Source organism: Ralstonia chuxiongensis (genome assembly GCF_024158925.1).
Classification (GTDB): Bacteria; Pseudomonadota; Gammaproteobacteria; order Burkholderiales; family Burkholderiaceae; genus Ralstonia; species Ralstonia chuxiongensis.
The window spans coordinates 160988-186020 of the sequence record NZ_JAMYWC010000006.1 but is presented as its reverse complement, the minus strand read 5'-3'; the positions used below and the strand labels follow the sequence as shown (position 1 = coordinate 186020).

Sequence of the window (25033 nt, the reverse complement as noted above, 5' to 3'; positions counted from 1 at the left end):
GTTATCGTATACGAGAAAAATCAAATTCTCGTATACGAGAAAACCCGGAGACGTGCGTGGCATCCAGCGCAAAAGCGGCTATCCAGGCCCATCCATCCATTGACGAGGCACCGGCGCAGCTCAATCACCAAGAAGTTGGCGCGCGCATTCGCGAGGCACGCAAGGCGCGCGGGCTGACGCTGCAAGAGCTGTCGGAGCGCTCTGGCGTGGCGTTGTCCACCATCTCCAAGGCCGAGCGCGGCGACATTGCGCTGACGTATGAAAAGTTTGCCGGCCTGGCGCGGGCATTGGGACTGGAGTTCGAGCAACTGCTCGGCCGGCGCCGCACGCCGGATGCCGGACCATTACGTCCGACCTTCACGCCCTCGGGCGGCCAGGTCATCTATGACACGCCGAATTACGAATACGGCATGCTGGCCGACGCGCTGACCGGCAAACGCATGTTGCCGATGCGCGCACACATCCGCGCACGCTCGGTCGACGACTTTCCCGATTACATCCGCCACCCCGGCGAAGAATTCGTCTTCGTGCTGGGCGGCGAGATCGAACTGCGCTTCGAAAACGGCGACGCCTTCCGCCTGGCACCCGGCGACAGCCTGTACTTCGACAGCGCAGTCGGGCATGTCTATCTGTCCGTCAGCAAGGAAGACGCCGAGATACTCGCGTGCTGTACCGGCACCGATGTGCGCGAACTTGGCGACGTGATCTGAGCGGCTGACTTGCGTAGGGCCCGCCCCGCCAGAACGTCCGGCACAGCCTTGCCGTCGGCCACCACCACCGTGCCATTGACCAGCACCCAGCGCACGCCCACGGGCGGCAGCCCCGGCTGTTCATAGCTCGCGCGGTCGGCGTAAGTGGCGGGGTCGAAGGTGACCCAGATCGGAAAACTTGCCTGCCTGCACGGTGCCGCGATCTTTGATACCGAAGATATCAGCGGCGCGTGCGCTGGCTGACCAGACCAGCGAGCGCAAGGCTCAGCGTTGCCCACACGACATGCAAATGGTTCGGCCCGGTATGCGGAGCGGACTTGCAGGGCTTCGCGGTGCTGGAGCGCTGGCGCACAGGCGCCAATACAACACTCAGCATTATCAATATCTGAATTAAGAACAACTAATCACCCGCAAAGCCTTGCCAGCATTGGATGTGGCAAGACATTGGCAACAATGTGCCGCTGTCCCCACTTTGGAGGGGGGCAACTGACTTGCCCCAATGACACAATCGCGAAAATTCAGAAGTCATGCTGCGCCACATGCGACGCATGGCAGACCCGGTCGGGGAGCTTCATGCAAGAGAGTTGGATGGCAATTTCGGCGGCGCGCGCACGGGCGCATCGCCTGTACGGCGTGCGCGGCTGGCTCGTGACACTGCTGTGGCTGAACACGCTGCCGGCGCTGGCGATCGTGCTGGCGATGGGCATGATGCTCACGCTCGGCGAGGCAAACGGTGGGCCAGCCCGGGCGGCGCCGGCGCTGGCGGGGCTCGTCTTTCCGCTGGGGCTCGTCACCCTGGCCTTCCTGCGTGTGCGCTGGTTTCCGATGGTGTGGCTCGGATACGGCCTACTCCAGCTGCTGGCCACGCTGGCCATGAGCGGCGGCATTCATGCGTGGACGACACAAGCCTCCGGCGGTACGGCAGGGCGCATGCCAATCACGCTGCTGCTGGCAGCGGAGGCGCTGCTGCTCATCGGCTCGGCAGCGTACATCTGGTTTTCGCGCCGCGTGCGCGTGACCTATCGGCATGAGGTGCGGCTGACCGATCCTGCTGCGGCACCGGCCGTGTTCGACAAGCCCGCCCCCAATGAAACGCCCTCTGACGCCACCGACCACGCTCGCGAACGCGCGGCCTTGCGGCGCGTTGCACAAGAACTGAGTTCCGGGGTGCTGGACACCCGAACCTGGATGCACGTGATGCGGCATCACGCCGACGCCACCGACGGCACCCGCACGGCGGCCTATGTGCGTGCGCGCATGTCAGAGCTGTGTCCGCCGGCGCATGTGCATCCGCCGGTCGTGCGCACGTTGTCGACCGGGCTTGGCGCGCTGCTGGTAAGCCTGCTGGCCGCGGGCGTGCTGATGGCCGCGGTGATTGCGCTGGCGCTGCGCGTGCCCGGCGACGGCACCGATCTGCTTGACCTGCTCGTTGCCGCGGCGCTCACGCTGAGCTGGCTGGGTGGCCTCTTTGTTGGCGCGGGTTTTCTGCGCCGCGTTGCCTGACATCTACCGCGTCGCCGTCGGCGCGGCTGCGGCTTGGTTCCAGTCGCCGCCCACCGCCTTGACGAGGAACACGCTCGTCGTCATCTGCTGGCCAAGAATCTGCACCGCCGTGCGCTGGTTGTTCAACAGCGATTGCTGCGCGGTGATCACGTCCAACGAGGTTGCGAGCCCGCCCTCGTAGCGCACGCTCGCAATGTCGTAGACCTTGCGGGCGCTTTCCACGGCATGGCGCGCCTGGTTTGCCGCACGGTCCAGCGATTGCAGCCCGGCAAGGCCATCTTCCACTTCCTGCAACGCGCCCAGCACCGTCTGCCGGTAGTTGGCGATCGCGCCCTGGTAGGCCGCGTTGGCAAAGTCCACACGCGCCCGCGTGCGGCCGGCGTCAAACACCGTCTGGGCGATCTGCGTGCCGAACGACCACAGCAGCGTGGGCGCAGAAAACAACAGCGCCAGATCGCGGCTTTCCCAACCGGCGCCGCCGTTGAGCATCACGCTCGGGAAGAATGCCGCGCGTGCCACGCCCACCTGCGCGTTGGCGGCAGCAGCGCCCCGTTCAGCCGCTGCCACGTCCGGGCGGCGTTCGATCACGTCGGAGGGCAGCGCCACCGGAATCTGCGGCGCCGTGCCTGCAAGTGGCGCGGGGTCGAGATGGAAGGCCGGGGCCGGTGTACCGACCAGCGTAGCCAGCGCGTGTTCGTACTGCGCGCGTTGCTTGGTCAGCAGTTCGGCCTGCGTGGCGGTGCTGTCCACCAGCGCCTGTTGCTGCGCCAGATCGAGCCCCGACGCCACGCCGTCCTGGTGCCGCGAGGTAACAAAATCGAGCGCCTTGCGCTGCAGCGCCAGACCTTCCTGCACCACGGCGATTTCCGCATCGGTCTCGCGCAGGTTGTACCAGGTGGTGGCGACCTGCGCGGCAAGCAGCAGGCGGAAGTTCTCGAAATTGGCGCCGGCCTGCTCTTCACTGGCGGCGGCGTTGGCGACGGTGTTGCGCACGCGGCCGAACAGATCGGCTTCATAGCTCGCGTCGGCGCGCAGGACGAAATCGCTCTGCACCGTTGACATCGTTGGGCTCGTGTACGACGAGAGCGGCCGTTCCGACGACGTGCGCGTACGCGTGTCGTTGTTGGTGGCTGTGATGGTGGGCAGCAGGCTTGCGCGGGCCACACGAGTTTGAGCCTGCGCCTGCTCCAGGTTCGACAACGCGACCTTGAGCGATTGGTTGTGCGCCAGCGCCTGCGTAATGAGCCTGTCGAGCTGCGGATCGTTGAAGCGCTGCCACCACGGCCCTTTGGGCGCGGCGTCTGCGGGTTGCGCGGCGCGCCAGGGCGCTTCGGTCTGCCAGTGCGCGGGCACGTCCATGGCCGGGCGCTCGTAGGTCGGCGCGAGGGAGCAACCGGCCAGCGCGGCGATCATCGATGCCGCCAGCGTGGTGGTGCGCAACCGGGTCATGATGCGTGCGGCGCGGAAGCCGCGGGCGCTGATGCCGGGGCCGGCGTGACGATGGTGACCGCTTCGCCCTGCTCGATGGAATCGGCCGGGTTGAGGATCAGCGCGTCCGTCGCCTTCAGGCCGGAGATGATTTCTACCGTGCGGCCGTAGTCGCGTCCGATGGTGACGGGGCGCAGGTCGACGTGGCCGTTTTCTGCCACGGCGATGCGCGGGCCCTCCTTGCGGAAGAGCAGCGTGTTGGTGGGCACCGTGAACGCAACCTGTGCATCTGGCTTCGCGCTGGCGCTGGCTTCGTCGCCGGTGGTTTTGCCCTTGATGGCGACCTGCACATAGGCGCCGGGCAGCAGCCGCCCGTCCTTGTTGGGCAGCTGCACTTCCACCTGCATGGTGCGCGTGGTGGCGTCGATGGCGCCGGAGGCGCGCGCGATGGTGCCGTGGAAGGTCTGGCCCGGCAGCTCTGCTAGCGTCACGGCCACGTCCTGCCCGACCTTCACCTGTTGCGAATACGCCTGCGGCACATAGAGGTAGATGCGCAGCGGATCGGTCTGCGCAAGCGTAAACAGCTCGCGGTTGGCGCCCGCGTTGCCGGCGTTGACCAACGCGCCGACATCGACATTGCGCTTGGTCACCACGCCCGCAAACGGGGCCACCACGCGGCGGAAGCCTTGCAGTTCCTGCAGGCGGCGCACGTTGGCTTCTGCGGCAGCCAGGTCGGCCTGGGCCTGGTTGGCGGCGCTGGTGCGCTCGTCCAGTTCCTGTTGCGAGACGGCGTCTTTCTGGCGCAGGTTCTGCCAGCGCGTGAGCGAGGTCTGCGCCAGTGCCTTGCGTGCGGCGGCCTGGTTGCGCGTGGCCTGCGCCTGGTTCAGTTCCTGGTCCACTTCCGGCGTGTCGAGCAGCGCCAGCACTTCGCCCTTGTCGACGTGCGCACCGATGTCTTTGAACCACCGCAGCACGTAACCGCTGGTGCGCGCATAGATGGGCGATTCAACGTAGCCCTGCAGCGTGCCTGGCAGCGTCAGTTCGCGATTGGTGTGGGCCGGTTTGGGGGCGATGGTGGTGACGTAGCGGCTGGTCTGCGCGTTCACCTGCCGCTCCAGCGCATGCGCGTTGTAATAGCGGCCGACCAGCGTGCGCGCAGCGCTCAGCGCCAGCACCACCACCACGGCAATCACGACCCAGCGTGCGCGGCGCATGGCGGGGCCGCGGTCGACCTGTTCGATCGGGTCAACCGTGACGACGTGGTGCGGCGGGCCGCCTGCGAGGTGCCCTGAATGCGGCCCAGAATGCGGCCCCGAATGGGCACCGGATGTTTGTTCAGACATGTCCTTCGCTTCCCCGCAAATCGTGACTACGCCGGGCGGCGCGCCGCTGCAATCTGTTGTGCACGCTGGCAAACACCACCGGAACAAAGAAGAGGGTCGAGACGGTCGCAAACAGCAGACCGCCGATCACCGCGCGCCCAAGCGGCGCGTTCTGTTCTGCGCCTTCGCCCAGGCCCAATGCCATGGGCACCATGCCGATGATCATCGCCAGGGCCGTCATCAGCACCGGGCGCAGGCGCGTGGCACCCGCTTCCAGCGCCGCCTGCACAGGCGCAATGCCTTCGGCCAATCGCTCACGCGCAAACGAGATCAACAGAATCGAGTTGGCCGTCGCCACGCCCATCGTCATGATCGCGCCCGTGAGTGAGGGCACCGACAGCGTGGTCCCCGTCACGAACAGCATCCAGGCGATGCCCGCAAGCGCCGCCGGCAGGGCCGTCACGATAATGAGCGGGTCGATCCACGACTGGAAGTTCACGACGATCAGCAGGTACACCAGCACGATCGCCATCACCAGCCCCACGCCCAGGCCGAGGAACGACGATTCCATCGTCTGCACCTGGCCGCGAATCGTCACCTGCGCGCCGCGCGGCAGTTTGGGGCGGATGTCGTCAACGGCCTTCTGCACTTCCTTGGCGACAGCGCCCAGATCGCGCCCCTGAACCGAGGCGTAGACGTCCACCACAGGCGTGATGTTGAAATGCGAGACGACCTGCGGTTGCACGGCAGGGCTTACCTGCACAAGATTGCCCAGCAGTTGCGGGCCGCCCGCCTGTGCGGTGCCACCGCGCGAGCCCGCCACCGGCGTGCGCAGCAGCGCGTCAAGGGAGTCGACGCGGTATTGCGGGCTTGTGACGGCAACCTGGTACACCACGCCGTTAATCGGGTTCAACCAGAACGTGGGCGAGGTCTGGAAGCTCGAGCTGAGCGACACCAGCAGGTTCTGCGCCACGTCGCGCCCTTCCAGGCCCACCTGCTGGATGCGAGTGCGGTCCATGTTCAAGGCCAGCGTGGGCTGGTCGAAGCGCTGGTGCACATGTGTATCCACCGCGCCTGGAATCTGCTTGATGCGGTTGGCCAGCATGCCCGCGAGCTGCTTGTTGGTGGCCACGTCGGCGCCCGAGAACTGCACGTCGATGGCCGACGGCAGGCCGAAGTTCAGAATCTGGCTGACGATGTCCGCAGGCTGGAAGGCGAATTCCACGCCCGGGAACCGTTTCGGCAGTTCTTCGCGCAGGCGGCGGATGTATTCGGCGCTGGGTTTGCGCTCGCCTTCGTGCAGGGCGATCAGGATTTCGCCGTCGAGCGTGCCGATGGTGCCCGCGTTGCTGTACGACAGGTTGATACCGGAGTTGGGCACGCCCAGGTTGTCGAGGATGGTCGACAGCTCTTTCTTGGGAATGATCTCGCGGATGGCCGTTTCCACCTCGTCGGCCAGGCGCGCTGTCTCTTCAATGCGCATGCCCGATGGTGCCCGCATGTGCAGGCGAATCTGGCCCGCATCCACATCGGGGAAGAAATCGCGGCCGAGCACCAGGAACAGCGCGCACGACGCCACGCAGAAGCCCAGGAACGAGAGTGCAAACACGCGGCGGCGCTCCAGCAACCCACCGAGGATGGCGGCGTAGTTGCCGCGCATGTGCTCGAACTGCGTGTTGAACGCCCGGTAGATGCGGCCGAACGTGCTCGGTTTTGCGTCGGCTTTCTTGGCGTCTTGCGTGTGCCCGGTCATGAGCATCATCACCAGCGTCGGCACCAGCGTGCGCGACAGCACATACGACGCCAGCATCGCGAAGATCACTGCTTCGGCCATCGGCACGAACAGGTAGCGCGCCACGCCTGTGAGGAAGAACATCGGCACGAACACGATGCAGATACACAGGGTCGACACGAAGGCCGGCACTGCAATCTCGGCCGCGCCGTCCAGGATGGCTGTGATGGGCTCCTTGCCCTCGTGCAGGTGGCGCTCGATGTTCTCGATGGTGACGGTGGCATCGTCCACCAGAATCCCGACCGCGAGCGCCAGGCCGCCGAGGGTCATCAGGTTGATGGTCTCGCCCAGCAGATGCAGCACGATGATCGACGACAGGATCGACAGCGGAATCGACACCGCAATGATGGCCGTGCTGCGCCAGTTGCCGAGGAACAGCAGGATCATGGCGGCCGTCAGGCACGCGGCGATGAGCGCCTCGCGAATCACGCCTTCAATGGCCGCTTTCACGAACAGCGACTGGTCGAACAGCGGCGTGATCTTGATGTCTTGCGGAAGCGCCGCCGCGGCGGTGGGCAGCAGCTTGTAGATGTTGCTGACGATATCCAGCGTCGATGCACCGCCGTTCTTCAGGATGGACAGCAGCACACCGCGCTGGCCGTCCTGGCGCACCACGTTGGTCTGCGGCGAGAAACCGTCGCGCACATGGGCCACGTCGCCCAGGTACAGCGTCGCGCCGTTGCTGGTCTTGACCGGAATCGCGTTGAGCGCGGCGATGCTGCCGGGCGTGCCGTTGAGCGTGACGCCGTATTCGGTGGCGTCGATCTTTTGCGTGCCGGCCGGCAGGATGAGGTTCTGCGCGCCCACCGCGTTGACGATGTCCACGGGGGTCAGGCCCTGCGCCAGGAGCTTCTGCGTGTCGAGATCGACCGTGATCTGCCGGCTCTTGCCACCATACGGGAACGGCACGGCGATGCCGGGCACCGTAATCAGGCGCGGGCGCAGGAAGTTCAGCGCCGCATCATTGAGTTCCTGTTCCGACAGCGTGTTGCTCGACAGGCCCAGCTGCAGGATCGGAATGCTCGACGCCGAATACTTGATGATCAGCGGCGGAGTCGTCCCCGGTGGCAACTGCCGCACCTGTGCTTGCGACACTGAAACGATCTGCGCCAGCGCGGTCTGGATGTTGGCCGTCGGCTGGAAGAACACCTTGACGATCGAGATGCCGTTCAACGATTGCGATTCGATGTGCTCGATGTCGTTGACGGTGGTCGTCAGGCTGCGCTCCGTGACTGACACGATGCGGTCGGCCATCTCCTTGGCAGGCAGGCCGTTGTAGTTCCAGATGATGCTGACGACCGGAATGTCGATTTCCGGAAAGATGTCCGTGGGCGTACGCATGAGCGTAAACGGCGTCGCCAGCAGGATCAGCAGGGCGAGGACGATGAACGTCAGCGGCCTTCGCAGCGCGAGTTGGACAATCCACATGGAGGCGTTTCAGAACCGCGGTGCGTTGAAGGAGGGGGCGAAGGCCGCTCGAACGGCGGCGACCAGCCATTCTATCGCCGAGGGGTGTCGATCAGAATGTTCCTATGATCAGACTTTATTACATTGAATAACGGCGGCTGCCGGGGCAACTGAAGGCGCCCGCTCAGCGCAGATTCCGCCCACATTGCAGCAGCAGATCGTGCAGCAATGCCGCGTGCGCGACGTCGATTCCCTGCAACATTTCCTTCTCCAGCCGGCTGACGGCCTCGTCGCATAGCGTCAGCAATGCGAGCGCTTCGTCGGTCAGGCCCAGCATGACGATGCGGCCGTGCGTCGGATCGGGCGTGCGCGTCACCCAGCCCCGCGCCTCCATCGTCTTCACCACTTCATTGGCCGATTGCGGCGACATGAAAGAGCGTTCCGCCAGTTGCGCGTTCGACAGGCTGCCGCGCGCGTGCAGCACAGACAGCGCGGTGAACTGCGGGACTGTCAGCCCATGCGGCGCCAGCGCCTCGCCCAGGCGGCGCTTGACGATGCGGTCGGTGCGGCCGATCAGGTAGGGCAGTCGGGCAGACGTTGCCGGGGCGCCCTCTTGCGCGGGCTGAGGTGTATTGCGTTTGGTTCTTGTGGCCGCCATGGATGTGAGTGGGTGTGCACCTATGCAGATGCGCACATTCTGCTACGTGTCGTTCGGATCAGGGTTTACGGCAATGATAATCTCCTTGTTATATCAGGTTACCTGATATTAAATGGGCACCAAGCTGAGACGCGCCGCACATCAGGCGGCGGGAGTTTCGAAGCAAGCCGACAGATCAAGGAGATGGAAATGGCTGATTACCAAGGGCGCTGGCAGACCGTGGACGTGAAGGTGGACCAGGGCATTGCGTGGGTGACGTTCAACCGCCCCGAGAAGCGCAACGCCATGAGCCCGACGCTCAACGCGGAAATGATCCAGGTGCTCGAAGCGCTGGAGCTGGATGCCGATGCCAAGGTGCTGGTGCTGACCGGTGCGGGCGATGCCTGGACGGCCGGCATGGACTTGAAGGAATACTTCCGCGAAGTGGACGCGGGCCCCGAGATCCTGCAGGAGAAGATCCGCCGCGACGCCTGCCAGTGGCAATGGAAGCTCTTGCGCATGTACGCCAAGCCGACCATCGCGATGGTCAACGGCTGGTGCTTCGGTGGCGGGTTCTCGCCGCTGGTGGCGTGCGATCTGGCGATTGCCGCAGACGAGGCCACCTTCGGCCTGTCGGAAATCAACTGGGGCATCCCGCCGGGCAACCTCGTCAGCAAGGCGATGGCGGATACCGTCGGCCACCGTCAGGCGCTCTACTACATCATGACCGGCGAGACCTTTACCGGCCAGCAGGCCGCCGCCATGGGCCTCGTCAACGAGAGCGTGCCGCGGGCCCATCTGCGCGCCCGCACCGTGGCGATTGCTGAGAAGCTGCTGGAAAAGAACCCGGTGGTGCTGCGTGCCGCCAAGCACGGCTTCAAGCGCAGCCGCGAGCTGACGTGGGAGCAGAACGAGGACTATCTGTACGCCAAGCTTGACCAGGCCACGCTGCGGGACCCGGAGGGCGGCCGCGAGCAGGGCCTGAAGCAGTTCCTGGACGACAAGTCGATCAAGCCGGGTCTGCAGGCATACAAGCGCGCCTGATCTGCTCCCTCCAACGCCCCCGGAGACGAACCCATGCCTGACGTGACTCAGCTTGTGACCCTGCTGATCGGCGGTCAAAGCCGGCCAGCCGCAAACGGTGCCACCTTCGAGCGCCGCAACCCAGTCAACGACGCGGTCGCCTCGCGCGCGGCGGCTGCCACGCTGGAGGATGCGGACGCCGCCGTGCAGGCCGCCGCCGATGCATTCCCCGTGTGGGCAGCGCTACCGCCGGGGGAGCGCCGCAAGCGCCTGCTCAAGGCGGCCGACTTGATGGACCAGCACACCGAGACGTTCATTCGTGCAGGCGCGGCCGAAACCGGCGCCAGCCCCAACTGGATCGGCTTCAACGTCATGCTGGCGGCCAACATGCTGCGCGAAGCTGCCTCCATGACCACGCAGATCGACGGCAGCGTCATCCCGTCGGATATGCCGGGCAACTTTGCGATGGCCGTGCGCCAGCCGTGCGGCGTGGTGCTCGGCATTGCGCCGTGGAACGCGCCGGTGATCCTGGGCACGCGCGCGCTGGCGATGCCGCTGGTGTGCGGCAACACGGTCGTGCTCAAGGCATCGGAGATGTGTCCGGGCGTGCACCGGCTGATCGGCACCGTGCTGCAAGAGGCTGGTCTGGGCGATGGCGTGGTCAACGTGGTGAGCAACGCGCCGGCCGATGCGGCCCAGGTGGTGGAACGCCTGATCGCGCATCCGGCCGTGCGGCGTGTGAACTTCACAGGCTCGACGCACGTGGGACGCATCATTGCGCAGCACGCCGCGCGGCATCTCAAGCCAGCGTTGCTGGAGCTGGGCGGCAAAGCGCCGGTGCTGGTGCTGGACGATGCAGACCTGGATGCTGCGGTGGATGCGATTGCCTTCGGCGCGTTCTTCAACCAGGGCCAGATCTGCATGTCGACCGAACGCGTTATCGTCGATCGCAAGATTGCCGATGCCCTCGTCGACAAGCTGGCCGCCAAGGCGCGCACGCTTCGCGCAGGTGACCCGACCGACGCCACCGCGCAACTGGGCGCGATGGTGAGCGTGGATGCGGCCAAGCGCGTGCAGGCGCTGGTGGAAGATGCCCGCGCGCACGGCGCTGCGCTGCCTGTTGGGTTGCACATGGATGGCGCCATCGTGCAGCCGGCCATTGTGGATGGCGTGACGCCTGCCATGCGGTTGTATAACGAGGAATCGTTTGGCCCCGTGGTGACGGTGGCGCGCGTGGACGGCGATGAAGAGGCGATCCGCTTGGCCAATGACAGCGAATACGGCTTGTCGGCCGCCGTGTTCAGCCGCGATGTGTCGCGCGCCATGCGGGTTGCGCAGCGCATCGAATCGGGCATCTGCCACATCAACGGCCCCACCGTGCACGATGAGGCGCAGATGCCGTTTGGCGGCGTAAAGAGCAGCGGCTATGGCCGTTTTGGCGGCAAAGCGTCGATTGCGGAATTTACCGAGCTGCGCTGGATCACCTTGCAGAATACGCCGCGCCACTATCCGATTTAACCGATCTGAAGTTCGGCAGCCGCCCACTACAACCATAAAACGGGCGGCGCATTCAGGAGACAAGACGTGAATCACGTCGAAATGCAGGCTCAAGGCCGGCAGCTTCAACCCGGGCATCACACGCCGCCCCCGGCAGGTGTGCCAAATCACCCATACAGGCAGGTCGCCGTAAGCGATGCCCCTGCGCGTTGCGAGACGGACGAGCGCGACGGCACTGTCTGGCACGTGCGCAATACCGAGGCGCTTGCCGAGCATCCGCAACGCATGACCGACTGCCTGGTCGCGGGCGCGCAGCGCCATCCGGATCGTGTGCTGGCTGCACGTCGAGGGGCAGACGGCGCGTGGATCAAGCTGACGTATCGCGAGATGCTGGAGCGCGCTCGCGCCATCGGCCAAGCGCTGCTGGATCGCGGTGTCTCCACCGAGCGCCCGCTGGCGATTCTGTCCGGCAATGATCTTGAGCACTTGCAGTTGGCGCTGGGCGCCATGTGGGCGGGCGTGCCGTATGCGCCGGTGTCGCCGCCGTATGCGTTGGTGTCGACGGATTTTGGCAAGCTGCGCCACGTGTTTGACGTGCTGACGCCGGGGCTCGTCTATGCGGCAGATGGCGCGGCCTTCGCCAAAGCCATCGATGCGGTGGTGCCGGAGGGCGTAGAGGTCGTCACGCGCGACGGCGGCTTGCCCGGCCGCACCGCCACGGCATTCGACGCATTGCTGCAGACGCCCGTGACGACGGCAGACGCCGCGCAGGCCGCAACCGGCCCCGATACGCTGGTGAAGGTGCTCTTCACCTCCGGCTCGACACGCGCGCCAAAGGCTGTGCCGACCACGCACCGCATGCTGTGCAGCAACCAGCAGATGCTGCGCCAGACCATTCCCGAATTTGCCAAGGAGCCGCCGGTGCTGGTGGATTGGCTGCCCTGGAACCACACCTTCGGCGGCAGCCACAACGTCGGCATCGTGCTCTACAACGGCGGCACGCTTTACATCGATGACGGCCGCCCGGTGCCGGGCAAATTCGACGAGACCCTGCGCAACCTGCACGAGATTGCGCCCACCGCGTATTTCAACGTGCCCAAGGGGTGGGAAGAACTCGCGCTGGCGCTGGAACGGGACCCGGCCTTGCGCGAGACTTTCTTCTCGCGCGTGAAGCTCTACTTCTTTGGCGGTGCCGGCCTGTCGCAAGAGGCATGGGACCGGCTGGAGCGCGTGACCGGCCAGCACTGCGGCGAGCGCATTCGCATCATGGCCGGCCTGGGCATGACCGAGACCTCACCGTGCTGCCTGTTCACCACCGCGCCGATCATGCGCTCCGGCTATGTCGGCACGCCGGCGCCGGGGTGCGAACTCAAGCTCGTGCCCGTGGGCGACAAGCTGGAGGCGCGCTTTCGCGGGCCGCACGTCATGCGTGGCTACTGGCGCCTGGGCGAAGAGCCCGCCGCCCCGGTCTTCGACGAAGACGGCTATTACTGCAGCGGCGACGCGCTGCGTTTCTACGATTCGGAGCACCCCGAGAAAGGCCTCGTCTTCGATGGCCGCATCGCGGAGGACTTCAAGCTCAGCTCCGGCACCTTCGTGAGCGTGGGGCCACTGCGTGCCCGCGTGATTGCGGGGGGCGCGCCGTACGTGCAGGACGTAGTGATAGCCGGCATGAACCGCGATGACATCGGCTTGCTGGTGTTTCCGCAAATGGAGCGATGCCGCGGCTTGTCTGGCCTGCCGCCCACCGCAAGTGTGGCCGAGGTGCTGGCTGCCCCCGCCGTGCATGCCGCGTTTTCGGCGCTGCTGCATGAACTGAATGCCACCGCCACCGGCAGCGCCACGCGCGTGGCGCGCCTGCTCTTGCTCGACGCTCCCCCATCGCTGGACCGGGGCGAGATCACAGACAAGGGCACGCTCAACCAGCGGGCCGTGCTTAGCCACCGTGCAGAGCGGGTCGACACGCTGTATCGCGATGGCGATCCCGCTGTGATCCGCGCGGGCTGATCCCAACGCAGCAATACGACCAACCGGCAAAGACTGGTTCATCCACCCAGGAGGAGACTCATGAAGACCGTCATGTCACGGGGCATGGCGCTGGCCGCGCTCGCCCTCGCGTTGAGCTGCGCCGGCTGCAACGACGACAGCACAGGCGACGCAACAACGTCGCAAGCATCGCAACTGCCTCAACTCACGCCTGCCACCGGTTTGAATCTCGCCACCGCGTGCGAGAGCTTTGCCGGCAAGCTGAGTTTTGCCAACACCAGCATCACCGCCATCTCCACCGTGGCGGCAGGCACGTTGAGCGTAGGCGGCAACGCCGTGCCCGAGCATTGCCTGATCACCGGAACCATGAACACCCGCGTGAGCCCGGTGGACGGCAAGACCTACGCCATCGGTTTTGAAATGCGCCTGCCCAAGGCGTGGAATGGTCGCTTCTTCTATCAGGCCAACGGCGGGCTGGATGGCTCGGTGGCCACCGCGTTGGGCGCGTTGGGTGGCGGGCCCGTCAGCAGTGCGCTGGGCTCGGGGTTTGCCGTGATCAGTTCGGATGCCGGGCATAACGGCAGCCAGGTGCCGCTGTTCGGGCGCGACCCGCAGGCGCGCCTCGATTACGGCTACAACGCCGTCGCGACGCTCACGCCGATGGCCAAGTCGATGATCGCGCAGGTGTACGGCAAGACGCCGGACCGCAGCTACTTTGGCGGGTGCTCCAACGGCGGGCGCCATGCGATGGTGGCCGCCGCACGGTCGGCCAATGCGTACGACGGCATCGTGGCCGGCGACCCGGGCTTCCATCTGCCCAAGGCGGCCATCAACGAGGTGTACAGCGCGCAGCAACTGGCGACGGTGGCCACGGCCAACACCGGCGCCGGCTTTCCGGATATCACCACGTCCCTGAGCGCAACGGAGCGCGCCATGGTGGCCAGCCACGTGCTCGCCAAGTGCGATGCGCTGGATGGCACAGCCGACGGCATGATCAACAACCTCAAGGCGTGCCAGACCGCATTCAGCCTCGCCAACGATGTGCCGACCTGCACCGGCGCACGTGACGGCACCTGCCTGACCGCCGCGCAGAAGACCGTGATGACCAATCTGTTTGCCGGCGCGCACAACAGCGCAGGGCAGGCGTTGTACTCGGGCTTTTCGTTTGACGCCGGCATCAGCGGCAGCAACTGGGCGGCCTGGAAGCAGGGCAACTCGATCCAGCTCGACCCGGCAGCGCTGGCGTTCGTGTTTACGACCACACCGCAGCCGGCGTCCGCCATCACGTCACTCACCGCGTATGGCCTGGCGTTCAACATGGACACCGACGCGCCGAAGATCTTCGCCACCGACGCCACGTACACCGAATCCGCCTGGTCGTTCATGACGCCGCCCGATGAGACCAACCTCGGCACGCTCAAGGGGCGCGGCGCCAAGCTGATGGTCTATCACGGCACGAGCGACCCCGTGTTCTCGTCCGACGACACGACCGACTGGTACCAGCGCCTGGCAGCCGCCAACGGCGGCGATGCCAGCAACTTCGCGCGGTTCTATCCGGTGCCCGGCATGAACCACTGCGCGGGCGGCCCGACCGCCGACCAGTTCGACATGCTCACGCCGCTGGTGGCCTGGGTGGAACACGGCGTGGCGCCCGACAGCGTGGTCGCCACGGCGCGCGGCCCTGCCAACGCCGTGCCCAATACCGAAGTGCCCAGCGATTGGAATTCCGCTGGCCACGACCGCACACGCCCCCTGTGCGCATACCCGAAGAACGCCCGTTATACGGGCACCGGCAACATCAACGACGCCTCGAGCTTCAGTTGCCAATGACGGCCGCCCAACATCCGGAAGGAGATGCCATGCAAACCACCACCACGACATTGACCCGGGAGAACGTTGGCCCCGGTGTCGCCATGACCCTCGGGCTGTGCTTCATCGTTGCGCTGCTTGAGGGGCTCGATCTGCAATCCATCGGTGTGGCCGCGCCGCGCATGGCGCGCGAGTTCGGCCTATCGGTCGGGCAGATGGGCCTGGCTTTCAGTGCCGGCACGTTCGGCCTGTTGCCGGGCGCCATGCTGGGCGGCCGCCTGGCCGACCGCATCGGCCGCAAGCGGGTGCTGATCCTGGCCACGGCGCTGTTTGGCATTTTTTCGATCGCCACCGCGCACGTGTGGGATTTCAACAGCCTGTTGATGATCCGCGTGGCCACCGGTATCGGCCTGGGTGCCGCCATGCCCAACCTGATCGCGCTGTGTGCTGAGGCAGTACCCACACGCCTGCGCAACACCGCCGTGAGCATCATGTATTGCGGCATCCCGTTTGGCGGCGCTATCGCCGCGGTGGTCGGCATGTTGAGCGCGGGCGATTCCGGCTGGCGCCACATCTTCTACGTGGGCGGCTTCGGCCCGCTGGTGGTGGTGCCGCTGCTGCTGACGCTGCAGGAATCGCGCCGGTTCGACGGCGCACAGCGTGGTGCCATTCAGCCGCCGCCCGTGTCATGGGCACTGTTTGGCGAGCGCCGCACGACCGCCACGCTGTTCCTTTGGGTCAGCTATTTCTTCACGCTGATCGTGCTGTATTTCCTGCTCAACTGGCTGCCTTCGCTGATGGCCGCTCAGGGGCTGAGCCGGCCGCAGGTGGGCATGGTGCAGATCCTGTTCAACATCGGTGGCGGTGCGGGTGCGTTGGGTATCGGCATGCTGATGGACGCGGCGCGCCCGCGCTGGGTGGTGTCCGGCATGTATGTCGGCATCATCGCGGCGCTGTCGTTGCTGGCCGCTGCGGGCGGCATGGCGTCGATGTCGGCGGGGGCCTTCATGGCCGGGCTGTTTGTGATCGGCGCGCAGTCGGTGCTGTATGCGCTGGCGGCAGCCTACTACCCGACCGTCGTGCGCGGTACCGGCGTGGGCGCGGCGGTGGCGGTGGGCCGGCTGGGCTCGATCGCCGGGCCGCTGCTGGCGGGCCAGCTGCTTGCGATGGGGCAGCACGCCACCACCATCATCGGCGCGAGCATCCCCGTCACCGTTGTTGCGGCGCTGGCGGCGTTGCTGCTGCTCAAGCGGCCGCGCGTGCAGGACTGACATAGCGGTTCTTCTTTCTCGCGCCGTCCGCCCGGATGGCGCCTTCCATGCATTCCAAACTGCCGGCTCGCCAGACATGGGGGGCGGGACCGGCTCGACCCTAGGAGGGGCCCCACATGCAAACCACCACCTTGCGCACGCACTGTCTCGCACTGGCAGCGGCTACGTGCGCACTCGCCAGCGGCACCGCGAACGCCCAGAGCGTCACGCTTTACGGCCTGATCGACACCGGCATTGAATACGTGAGCCATGCCAATGCCAACGGCAATGGCCTCACGCGCATCCCCTCCGTGACGGGAACGCTGCCTTCGCGCTGGGGCCTGCGCGGCGCTGAAGACCTGGGCAACGGCATGAAGGCCGTGTTCACGCTGGAAAGCGGTTTCAACACCGACACCGGCACCTCCGGCCAGGGCGGTCGTCTCTTCGGCCGGCAGGCGTGGGTCGGGCTCGCAAGCGATTACGGCACCGTCACGCTGGGCAGGCAGTACAGCATGGTGTTTCTGTCGCTGGCCGATGCTGACATTCTCGGCCCCAGCCAATATGCCATCGGGTCACTGGATGCCTACATTCCGAACGCACGTACCGACAACACGATCGCCTACAAGGGCACCTTCAGCGGCCTCACGGTGGGCGCCACGTATTCGTTCGGCCGCGATGCGGCGGGCGGTGTGCCGGCGTCCGGCACCTGTGCGGGAGAGGTAGCGGGCAATGCATCGGCGTGCCGCGCCATGTCGGCCATGGTGAAGTACGACGCTGCCACCTTTGGTGTGGCCGGCGCCTACGAAGAGCAGCGCGGCGGCACCGGAGCCACTGCATCGTTCTTCAACGGCAGCGCGCCCATCGCGTTCAGCGATGCGGGTGACAAGGACCGCCGCATCGTCGCCAACGGCTACGTGAAACTCGGCAACGCCAAGCTTGGCGTCGGCTGGATCGGCCGCCACCTGCAAGCCGCGGCTGGCGACGTGCGCTCCAACCTGTACTTCGTCAACGGCAGCTATCCGCTAACGGGTGCGCTCACGCTGGATGCCGGCCTGCTCCGTATCGTCAATGCCGATCAGAGCCGTAGCGCAACGATGGCCGTGTTGCGCGGCGTCTATGCGTTGTCAAAGCGCACTGCGCTGTACGCGCAGACGGGCTATCTCTGGAACAGCGCCAACGCGCAGTATTCCGTCAGTGGCGGAGGGGGCGGCACCACGCCCGCCAAGGGCGTGAACCAGCTCGGCGCGATGGTTGGGATGCGAACGGCGTTTTGATGATGTGGAAGGGGGAGAGCACCGTCACCCCGTCACCCATTGACGATCTCCCCCCCATTCGGATGCAGCGTCTGCCCCGTCATGTAACTCGCATCGGCAGACGCGAGAAAGATGTAGCAGGGCGCCACTTCATCCGGCTGGCCGGCCCGGCCCAATGGCTCCTTGCTGCCAAACTTGGCGACGTGCTCGGCATCGAAGGTGGATGGGATCAACGGTGTCCAGATCGGTCCCGGTGCCACGGCGTTCACGAGGATGCCCTTGTCCGCCAGCTGCTGCGCCAGTGAGCGCGTGAACGCCACGATTGCGCCCTTGGTGGCGGCGTAGTCCACCAGATGCCCGCTGCCGCGAAACGCCGTGACTGACGTCGTCGTGATGATGCGCGCGCCTTCATGCAAGTGCGGTAGCGCCGCTCGTATCAAATAGAACATCGCAAAGACATTGGTGCGGAACGTGCGCTCCAGTTGCACGGCATCGATGTCGGCCAGGCTCTGCTGCGGATGCTGTTCTGCTGCATTGCTGACGACGATGTCGATCTTGCCGAACATGGCCGCCGCCTGCGTGACCACCGCGCGGGCATGCGCTTCGTCGCCCAAGTCGCCGGCAATGGCTTCGCAGCGGCGGCCGGTCGCGCGTACGAGGCGGCAGGTCTGGTTGGCATCGTCGTGTTCGTCCAGGTAGGCGATCAGCACGTCGGCGCCTTCCTTGGCGAAGCCGATGGCGACGGCGCGTCCGATGCCGCTGTCGCCGCCGGTGACGATGGCCACCTTGTCGGTCAGCTTGCCGCTGCCGCTGTAGTTTTCCATCTCGGCACGCGGGCGCGGCGTCATGTCGCCCTCGGTGCCGGGCTGACGGTCCTGATGCTGTGGCGGTTGCTGCTGTGGCTGGTCTGGCATGGTGGGCTCGCTATGAAAGGGTGGATACACCGTTTCAGCACGCCGCATGCCATTGCGCCTGAACGCGGCGTGAGGAGCACTCTCGCGCGCATGCCGTGCGGCACGCCGCTTGCTCTGCTGGTGGAACAGACTCCACATCGACGACGGGAGGCGCCATGGACACGCTGCTGTTCCTGTTTGGCGAAGGCAAGGATCTCAACCCGCTGCAAACCGCGATGCGCGCGGTCGTTGTGTTCGCCATCGGGCTGGCGCTGGTGCGTCTGTCGGGCCGACGCTCGTTCGGGCAGCGTGCGCCGTTCGATTTCGTTGTCGCCGTGCTGCTCGGGGCGACGCTGAGTCGCGCGATTGTCGGGGCCTCGCCGTTTGTGGCCACGGTGTCGGCGTCGCTTGCGCTGGTGGCCGTGCACCGCCTTCTTGGCTGGGCGTGCGTGCGGCTGCCGAAGCTGGATCGGCTCATCGCGGGCCGCGAGCGCGAGGTCTATCGCGAAGGGCGCTTCGATCAAGGACAGATGGATGCGGCGCTCATCACCGTGGGCGACTTGCAAGAGAGCGTGCGCCAGACCTTGGGCTCGCGCACGCTCGATGATGTAGAAGCCGCCATCCTGGAGCGCAACGGACAGGTCAGCCTGATCCGCAAACGCCGCTGATTTTGCACACCCGCACCCGCACCAGCACACCGGAGCCGACCATGCGAGACAAGCAACAGAAGGAAAACCGAGACGCCAAACAACGCAAGGCCGATTGGGAACAAGCCGAATCGCATCGCAAACCAGGCGACCGGCCGGCCAGTGCGGAAGTGGGCCGCACCGGCAGCACGGCACCCCAGCCGCAAAGCCGGCATGACACGCTGCGCCGCATGCGTCAGGGTGAGGTGCCGCCCGGCATCACGCGTGACAAGCTGCACGACCCCGGAGACCAGACGCCGGACGCTTCGCCCACAGATAACCGCAGCTGAGCGCAACGTGCCTGCCGCAGAAGACGCCCCGTGGTACCGCCGGTTGGGGCCCGGCCTGATCACCGGCGCCGCCGATGACGATCCGAGCGGGATCGCCACCTATGCGCAGGCCGGCGCGCAAATGGGTACCGGCATGCTATGGACGCTATTGCTGACGCTGCCGTTGATGATTTCCATCCAGCTCGTCAGCGCGCGCTTGGGGCGTGTGTCCGGCCGGGGCGTGGTCGCCAACATCCGGCGGCATCAGTCGCCATGGCTCGCCTATGCATTTGTGGCGCTGGTGACGCTTGCCAACATCATCAACGTGGGTGCCGACATCGCGGCCATGGGCGACAGCGTGCGCCTGCTTCTGGGTGGTTCGACAGCGTGGTATGCATGCCTGTTTGCCGTCTTCACGCTCGTGCTGCAAGTCTGGATGCCGTACCGCCGCTATGCGCGCTATCTGCAATGGACGGCGCTGTCACTGCTGGCCTATGTGGCCACGGCGTTTGTCGTGAAGGTGGACTGGGCGCACGCGCTGCACGACACCGTGGTGCCTCGGCTGCATTGGTCGAAAGACTATGCAATGACGCTGGTGGCGGTGTTCGGCACCACCATCAGCCCCTATCTGTTTGTGTGGCAGGCCGCGGGCGAAGTCGAAGAGACGCGGCTGGCCGAAGACGAAGCGCCGCTCAAGAAAGCGCCTTGGCAGGCGAAGGATCAGCTCGCACGCATCCGCATCGACACCACGGTCGGGATGGTCGTGTCGGCGCTGATCGCCTTCTGCATCATGCTGACGGCCGCTTACGCACTGCACACGCACGGCATCACGCAAATCGAGACCTGCGCACAGGCCGCTGAAGCGCTCAAGCCCGTGGCCGGGCGCTTTGCGCAGACGTTGTTTGCCGTGGGCGTGATCGGCACGGGGCTGCTGGCGGTGCCGGTGCTGGCGGGCTCTGCCGCCTATGCCGCTGCCGAAGCTTTCCAGTGGCACAGCAGCCTGGAGGCCAAGGTGCACCGCGCGCCCAAGTTCTACCTGTTCCTGGCGCTCGTGATGGCGGTGGCCACGGTGATGGTGTTCTTGCCCATCGAGCCGTTCAAGCTGCTGTATTGGGCTGCGGTGCTCAATGGCGTGGCGGCTACGCCCGTCATGGTGATGCTGCAGTTGATGTCGCGCCGCAAGTCCGTGATGGGGCCGTTCCGCAGCTCTCGGCTGCTGCATGGTACGGCGTGGCTGGCGACGCTGAGCATGTGCGCCAGTACGCTGCTGTTCTTTGTGCTGGCTGTGCGCGGTTCGTAAAACGGCAGGCACCGGGGTTGCGGGCCTTGGGCGAAACCGTGCAGCAGGCGCGGTGTCGTGTTGCCCAACAAGGGGTCATGAAAGCTGTCGTATTCCACGGCGTTGGCGACATCCGCCTGGAAGACGTGCCCGTGGTGCCGCGCTCCACATCGCAGATCAGCCCGCCCGTCTGCCGGCTTGCATGAAGGCGCCGCCCGAGCTGGGACGGTGCAGGAGATGCGCTCGTCACCAGGCTGGGAATCCGGTCTGTCTTGCAACGCGAGGTGCGACGCAAGCCACGTTCCACGCCCGCCGGGGTTCTGGCCGCCAGGTGGCCCCAGAATCGCGCGATAATGCGTAACTTTCCTGCTGTTTCCTGCCTTTCTGCTGCCCCCGCCATGACCGGACTGACCACCGCCCTCCTGCACGCCGACCGTGAAGCCGGCGTCGAGCACTACGCCATCCACAAGCCACTGCACACGTCCACCACGTACGGCTATACCGATACGCGCGAGCTGATCGACGTGTTCCAGGGCAAGCCCGGCTATACCTACGCGCGCCAGGGCAACCCCACCACGGCCGCACTGGAAGCCAAGATCACGATGATGGAAGCAGGCGTGGCCACCGCGTGCTTCGCCACCGGCATGGCGGCCATCATGGCGGTGTTTTCGACCATGCTGCGCGCGGGCGACCACGTGGTCTCCAGCGCCTTCCTGTTCGGCAACACCAACAGCGTGTTCGAGACGCTGCGCAACCTGGGCGTGGAAGTGACATTCGTCGATGCCACGTCTGCCCAGGCCGTGGCCGACGCTGTGCAGCCAAATACACGCCTCGTCTTCGTGGAAACCATTGCCAACCCGCGCACCCAGGTGGCGGATCTGAAGGGCATTGGCGATGTCTGCAAGGCACGCGGCCTGATCTACGTGGTCGACGGCACGATGACCTCGCCGTGGCTGTTCCGTGCGCGTGATGCGCAGGCGAGCCTGGTGGTGCATTCGCTGTCCAAGTACATCGGCGGGCACGGCAACGCGCTGGGCGGTGCGGTGGTCGATACCGGTCTGTTCGACTGGACGGCGTATCCGAACATCTACCCGGCATACCGCAAAGCCAAGCCGGAAATGCAAGGCATCCAGCAGATTCGCAAGAAGGGCCTGCGCGACCAAGGCGCGACGTTGATTGCCGATGCCGCGCACCGCATTGCCGTGGGGGCCGAAACAATGGCGCTGCGCATTGACCGGACCTGCAGCAACGCCCTGGCGCTGGCCCGCACGCTGGCTGCGCACCCGCAGGTGGCACGCGTGTATTACCCCGGCCTGCCGGAGCACCCTGAGCATGCCCGCGCCACAGAGCTGTTCCGCCACTACGGCGGCCTGCTGAGCTTCGAACTGGTGGATGGCGCTGACTACGTCGACATGCTCGACCACCTGCGCTACGCCGTGCGCGCTACGCATCTGGGCGATACACGCACGCTGGTGATTCCGGTGGCACCAACCATCTACTGGGAAATGGGCGCGGAGCGCCGCGCGTCGATGGGCATTGCGGATTCGTTGGTCCGCGTGTCGGTTGGCATTGAAGATGAGGCCGATCTGCTGGCGGATTTCACGCAGGCGCTGGACGCTACGGCCATCGGCTGAGCCTGCTCCATTCTTGCTTTGCAGTTTGAAGGCCCGCCGCTCGTACAGAGTGGCGGGCCTTTTTCATGGCAGGTCAGAACACGTGCCGGATGCCGACCATCGTGCCGAGCTGGTTTCCGCCGGCAGCGGGCGCCGCGCCCGTGGCGGCACTGTCTACAGACAGCGCTAGGCTGCCGCGGTTGTCGATATAGCCCACCGTGGCATACACCGACGAGCGCTTGCTGAACGCGTAGCTGGCGCGCACCGCCCCCAGCCATGCCTTGTTGGCGCTGTTGTGGAACCGCAGGTGGAACACCTCGCCGGTTAACGTGAGTGCCGGTGTCAGGTCGTACGCGGCGCCCGCATAGAAGAGGTCGCTGCGCGGCGTGGCCGATGCGCCATTGCGGCGGCCGATCCAGCCCAGGCCGACCTTCGCGCGGTCGAACAGCGCATAGCCGCCCAACGCCATGCGCTCATCCTTGAGCGAGCTTGACGTCAACCCGGCAAACGCGCCGGGCCCGCCGCGCTGGGAATCATACGCGGCGGACACGCCCCACTTGCCGGTCTCGTACATCAGCTGCGCAGACCACTCGCGACAGGCGCGCGTGTCGGCAGGGTTTTCGCCTGCGCAATTGGTGCCGGATGGGCTCGGCCCGGCGTTGACGGCATCGCGGCCAAAGCTGTAGGTGGCACCGACCGTGAACCCGCCGAACTTACCCTTGTAGGCAATGGCGTTGTCGGCGCGGGCGTTGGGCAGGTAGGCGTCGAGCGAGCTGGAACCGTACGCGTTGGGGCCGAGCAGGTCGGTATCGAGCGTGGCCCAGAACAGCATCGTGTACTGGCGGCCGAGACTGATTTGCCCCCAGTTGTTGGACAGGCCCACCCACGCCTGCCGACCGAACAGGCGGCCGCCCTGGTTGCTCGTGCCGCTGTCGGGCGCGAAGCCCGATTCCAGAGTGAACAGCGCCTTGGCGCCGCCGCCCAGGTCTTCGGTGCCGCGCAGGCCCCAGCGCGAGGGTACGGTGCCGCTCAGGTTGGGCATGCGCACGACGCTATTGCCGGTCGAGCCGATGCGGTTGACGTATTCGACGCCAGTATCGATGACGCCGTACAGCGTCACGGACTGGGCTGCTGATTGTGCAGCGGCAAGCGCGGGCGCTGCCAGCAGCAAGGGGAACGCCAGGTGGCGCAGGTTCATGAGGTCTCCTCCGTTGTGATTGTTTTTCAGCGATGCGTGACGTGCATCAGGCGGCGAAATCTGGTTGTTGTGCTGGCGCGGCAGCCTTGAAGGCCGGATGCGCACTGGCGTGTTGGTAGATCGCCATCGCGCGCTCGTAACGCTCCATCGAACACCCCATGCGCAGCGCGTTGGCAACCTGCGGCACCAGCGCCACGTCCGCCAGCGTCGGTGCATCCCCAAAGCACCATGGGCCGGCGCCGTACCGCGCGAGCAGGCGCTCGACGGCCGCCATGCCTTCGTCGATCCAATGGCGATACCACGCGTCTTTCTGCTCGGGCGTGACCTTCAGCACGTCTTGCAGATAGCGCAGCACGCGCAGGTTGTTGACCGGGTGGATGTCGCACGCGATAGCGTTGGCCAGTTCCAGCACGCGTGCGCGCTGCAATGGTTCGAGCGGAATGAGCCGTGGCTCGGGGTGGCGCGCGTCGAGGTAATCGATGATCGCGAGCGACTGGCTCAATTGCATCTCGCCGTCGATGAGCGCCGGTACGCCCGCCGACGGGTTGATGTGCTCCACATAGCCTGCCGCGCGATGCTCGCCGGTGCGGATGTTCACCGGCAGTGTCTCGTACGGCAGCCCTTTGAGCGCCAGCGCAATGCGCACCCGATACGACGTCGAGCTGTTGAAGAAGCTGTAGAGCTGCATGGCGCGGCCGCTCAGACGATGCAGGCCTTCAGCTCGCCCAGGCCATCGACGCCCATGACGATGCTGTCGCCGCGCTTCACGGCCCCCACACCCTCCGGCGTGCCGGTAAAGATCACGTCGCCCGGCTCCAGACGGAAGAACTGCGAGAGGTACGCCACCGTTTCCGCCACCGACCAGATCAGGTGCGCTACATCGCTGCGCTGTTTGGTCTCGCCATTGACGGTCAGCCAGATGCCGGCTTGCTGCGGGTGCCCGATCTTGCTGGCCGGGTGGATGGGCCCCATCGGTGCGGACACGTCGAACGCCTTGCCGATTTCCCACGGGCGGCCCATCTCACGCATCTTCATCTGCAGGTCGCGGCGCGTCATATCCAGCCCGACGGCGTAGCCCCACACATGGTCGAGCGCGTTCTCCACCGAGATGTCTGCGCCGGATTTGCCGATCACGGCCACCAGCTCGGCTTCGTAGTGGTAGTTCTGCGTTTGCGACGGATAGGGCAGTTCAAGCGTTTGACCATCCGCCACCGGCACGATGGCGTCGGTGGGCTTGCAGAAGAAGAACGGCGGTTCACGGTCGGGGTCGTAGCCCATCTCGCGGGCGTGGGCGGCGTAGTTGCGGCCGACGCAATAGACGCGGCGCACGGCAAATTGGTCGCTGCTGCCTGCAACGGGCACGGTGGTGAGGGTAGGGGGCGTGAAGACGTAAGTCATGGTGGGTTCTGTCGGGTGGCTAAATCGTTTGGGTGTGCGAGGCCAGCGGCGGTGCCTCCGGCACGCCGCAAGAGCAATGG

The 25033-nt window shown here is 65.9% G+C and carries 20 protein-coding genes; 12 read left to right on the top strand and 8 right to left on the bottom strand.

Going from position 1 to position 25033, the window contains the following annotated elements:
• Window positions 1-56: 56 nt before the first annotated feature.
• Both NKG59_RS20460 and NKG59_RS20455 read left to right on the top strand, forming a co-directional pair.
• Window positions 57-710, top strand: coding sequence for a helix-turn-helix domain-containing protein (locus tag NKG59_RS20460; RefSeq protein ID WP_045205697.1), 654 nt, complete (start codon window positions 57-59; stop codon window positions 708-710).
• 573 nt (window positions 711-1283) lie between these two features.
• A complete protein-coding gene (locus tag NKG59_RS20455; RefSeq protein WP_253540601.1) occupies window positions 1284-2213 on the top strand; it encodes a hypothetical protein in 930 nt (309 codons plus the stop codon).
• A gap of 3 nt (window positions 2214-2216) precedes the next feature.
• Here NKG59_RS20455 and NKG59_RS20450 read toward each other — a convergent pair whose 3' ends face one another.
• The 4 genes from NKG59_RS20450 to NKG59_RS20435 form a co-directional block, all read right to left on the bottom strand.
• Window positions 2217-3662 (bottom strand): efflux transporter outer membrane subunit, encoded by a 1446-nt coding sequence (locus NKG59_RS20450; RefSeq protein ID WP_253540598.1) that lies wholly within the window; start codon window positions 3660-3662, stop codon window positions 2217-2219.
• Window positions 3659-4984, bottom strand: coding sequence for an efflux RND transporter periplasmic adaptor subunit (locus NKG59_RS20445; RefSeq protein ID WP_045205700.1), 1326 nt, complete (start codon window positions 4982-4984; stop codon window positions 3659-3661). Before NKG59_RS20445 ends, NKG59_RS20450 begins: the two co-directional genes overlap by 4 nt.
• On the bottom strand, window positions 4977-8183 hold the full coding sequence (locus tag NKG59_RS20440; RefSeq protein WP_045205701.1) for an efflux RND transporter permease subunit: 3207 nt from the start codon (window positions 8181-8183) through the stop codon (window positions 4977-4979). The genes NKG59_RS20445 and NKG59_RS20440 overlap by 8 nt, the downstream gene beginning before the upstream one ends.
• 163 nt (window positions 8184-8346) lie before the next feature.
• A complete protein-coding gene (locus tag NKG59_RS20435) occupies window positions 8347-8820 on the bottom strand; it encodes a MarR family winged helix-turn-helix transcriptional regulator (RefSeq protein WP_253540596.1) in 474 nt (157 codons plus the stop codon).
• A 189-nt stretch (window positions 8821-9009) separates the two neighbouring features.
• Here NKG59_RS20435 and NKG59_RS20430 point away from each other — a divergent pair, with 189 nt between their 5' ends.
• The 6 genes from NKG59_RS20430 (at window position 9010) to NKG59_RS20405 (ending at window position 17638) form a co-directional block, all read left to right on the top strand.
• The gene (locus tag NKG59_RS20430; RefSeq protein ID WP_253540594.1) at window positions 9010-9843 is read left to right on the top strand and encodes a p-hydroxycinnamoyl CoA hydratase/lyase; all 834 of its coding nucleotides are present in this window, start codon (window positions 9010-9012) and stop codon (window positions 9841-9843) included.
• A gap of 33 nt (window positions 9844-9876) precedes the next feature.
• Window positions 9877-11340 carry an aldehyde dehydrogenase gene (locus NKG59_RS20425; protein WP_253540581.1) on the top strand — a complete coding sequence of 488 codons (1464 nt, stop codon included), beginning with the start codon at window positions 9877-9879 and terminating at the stop codon, window positions 11338-11340.
• A gap of 81 nt (window positions 11341-11421) precedes the next feature.
• Window positions 11422-13326, top strand: a complete 1905-nt coding sequence (locus tag NKG59_RS20420; RefSeq protein WP_253540969.1) for a feruloyl-CoA synthase — start codon at window positions 11422-11424, stop codon at window positions 13324-13326.
• Window positions 13327-13386: 60 nt separating this feature from the next.
• Window positions 13387-15135 carry a tannase/feruloyl esterase family alpha/beta hydrolase gene (locus NKG59_RS20415; protein WP_253540578.1) on the top strand — a complete coding sequence of 583 codons (1749 nt, stop codon included), beginning with the start codon at window positions 13387-13389 and terminating at the stop codon, window positions 15133-15135.
• A 29-nt stretch (window positions 15136-15164) separates the two neighbouring features.
• On the top strand, window positions 15165-16385 hold the full coding sequence (mhpT, locus tag NKG59_RS20410; protein WP_045205706.1) for a 3-(3-hydroxy-phenyl)propionate transporter MhpT: 1221 nt from the start codon (window positions 15165-15167) through the stop codon (window positions 16383-16385).
• A 116-nt stretch (window positions 16386-16501) separates the two neighbouring features.
• Complete coding sequence (locus tag NKG59_RS20405) at window positions 16502-17638, top strand: porin (protein WP_253540575.1); 1137 nt, start codon at window positions 16502-16504, stop codon at window positions 17636-17638.
• Between the two features lie 32 nt (window positions 17639-17670).
• Here the strand turns inward: NKG59_RS20405 and NKG59_RS20400 are convergent, their stop codons facing one another.
• Entirely contained in the window at window positions 17671-18531 is an 861-nt protein-coding gene (locus NKG59_RS20400) for an SDR family oxidoreductase (RefSeq protein ID WP_253540572.1), read from the bottom strand.
• Between the two features lie 155 nt (window positions 18532-18686).
• On the opposite strand from NKG59_RS20400, the gene NKG59_RS20395 reads away from it, so the two are divergent.
• The 4 genes from NKG59_RS20395 to NKG59_RS20375 all read left to right on the top strand — a co-directional run bounded on the left by NKG59_RS20395 (window position 18687) and on the right by NKG59_RS20375 (window position 22378).
• On the top strand, window positions 18687-19178 hold the full coding sequence (locus NKG59_RS20395) for a DUF421 domain-containing protein (protein WP_092970913.1): 492 nt from the start codon (window positions 18687-18689) through the stop codon (window positions 19176-19178).
• Window positions 19179-19219: 41 nt separating this feature from the next.
• Complete coding sequence (locus tag NKG59_RS20390; RefSeq protein ID WP_253540569.1) at window positions 19220-19486, top strand: hypothetical protein; 267 nt, start codon at window positions 19220-19222, stop codon at window positions 19484-19486.
• A 7-nt stretch (window positions 19487-19493) separates the two neighbouring features.
• The gene (locus NKG59_RS20385) at window positions 19494-20765 is read left to right on the top strand and encodes an Nramp family divalent metal transporter (RefSeq protein WP_253540566.1); all 1272 of its coding nucleotides are present in this window, start codon (window positions 19494-19496) and stop codon (window positions 20763-20765) included.
• A 377-nt stretch (window positions 20766-21142) separates the two neighbouring features.
• Window positions 21143-22378 carry a cystathionine gamma-synthase family protein gene (locus tag NKG59_RS20375; RefSeq protein ID WP_253540544.1) on the top strand — a complete coding sequence of 412 codons (1236 nt, stop codon included), beginning with the start codon at window positions 21143-21145 and terminating at the stop codon, window positions 22376-22378.
• A gap of 73 nt (window positions 22379-22451) precedes the next feature.
• Here NKG59_RS20375 and NKG59_RS20370 read toward each other — a convergent pair whose 3' ends face one another.
• Genes NKG59_RS20370 through NKG59_RS20360 form a run of 3 tightly spaced genes read right to left on the bottom strand, consistent with a single transcriptional unit; the run spans window position 22452 to window position 24953 of the window.
• Window positions 22452-23555, bottom strand: coding sequence for a porin (locus tag NKG59_RS20370; RefSeq protein WP_253540541.1), 1104 nt, complete (start codon window positions 23553-23555; stop codon window positions 22452-22454).
• A 46-nt stretch (window positions 23556-23601) separates the two neighbouring features.
• A complete protein-coding gene (gene maiA / locus NKG59_RS20365) occupies window positions 23602-24243 on the bottom strand; it encodes a maleylacetoacetate isomerase (protein WP_253540538.1) in 642 nt (213 codons plus the stop codon).
• Window positions 24244-24254: 11 nt separating this feature from the next.
• A complete protein-coding gene (locus NKG59_RS20360) occupies window positions 24255-24953 on the bottom strand; it encodes a fumarylacetoacetate hydrolase family protein (RefSeq protein WP_253540534.1) in 699 nt (232 codons plus the stop codon).
• Window positions 24954-25033 lie beyond the last annotated feature (80 nt).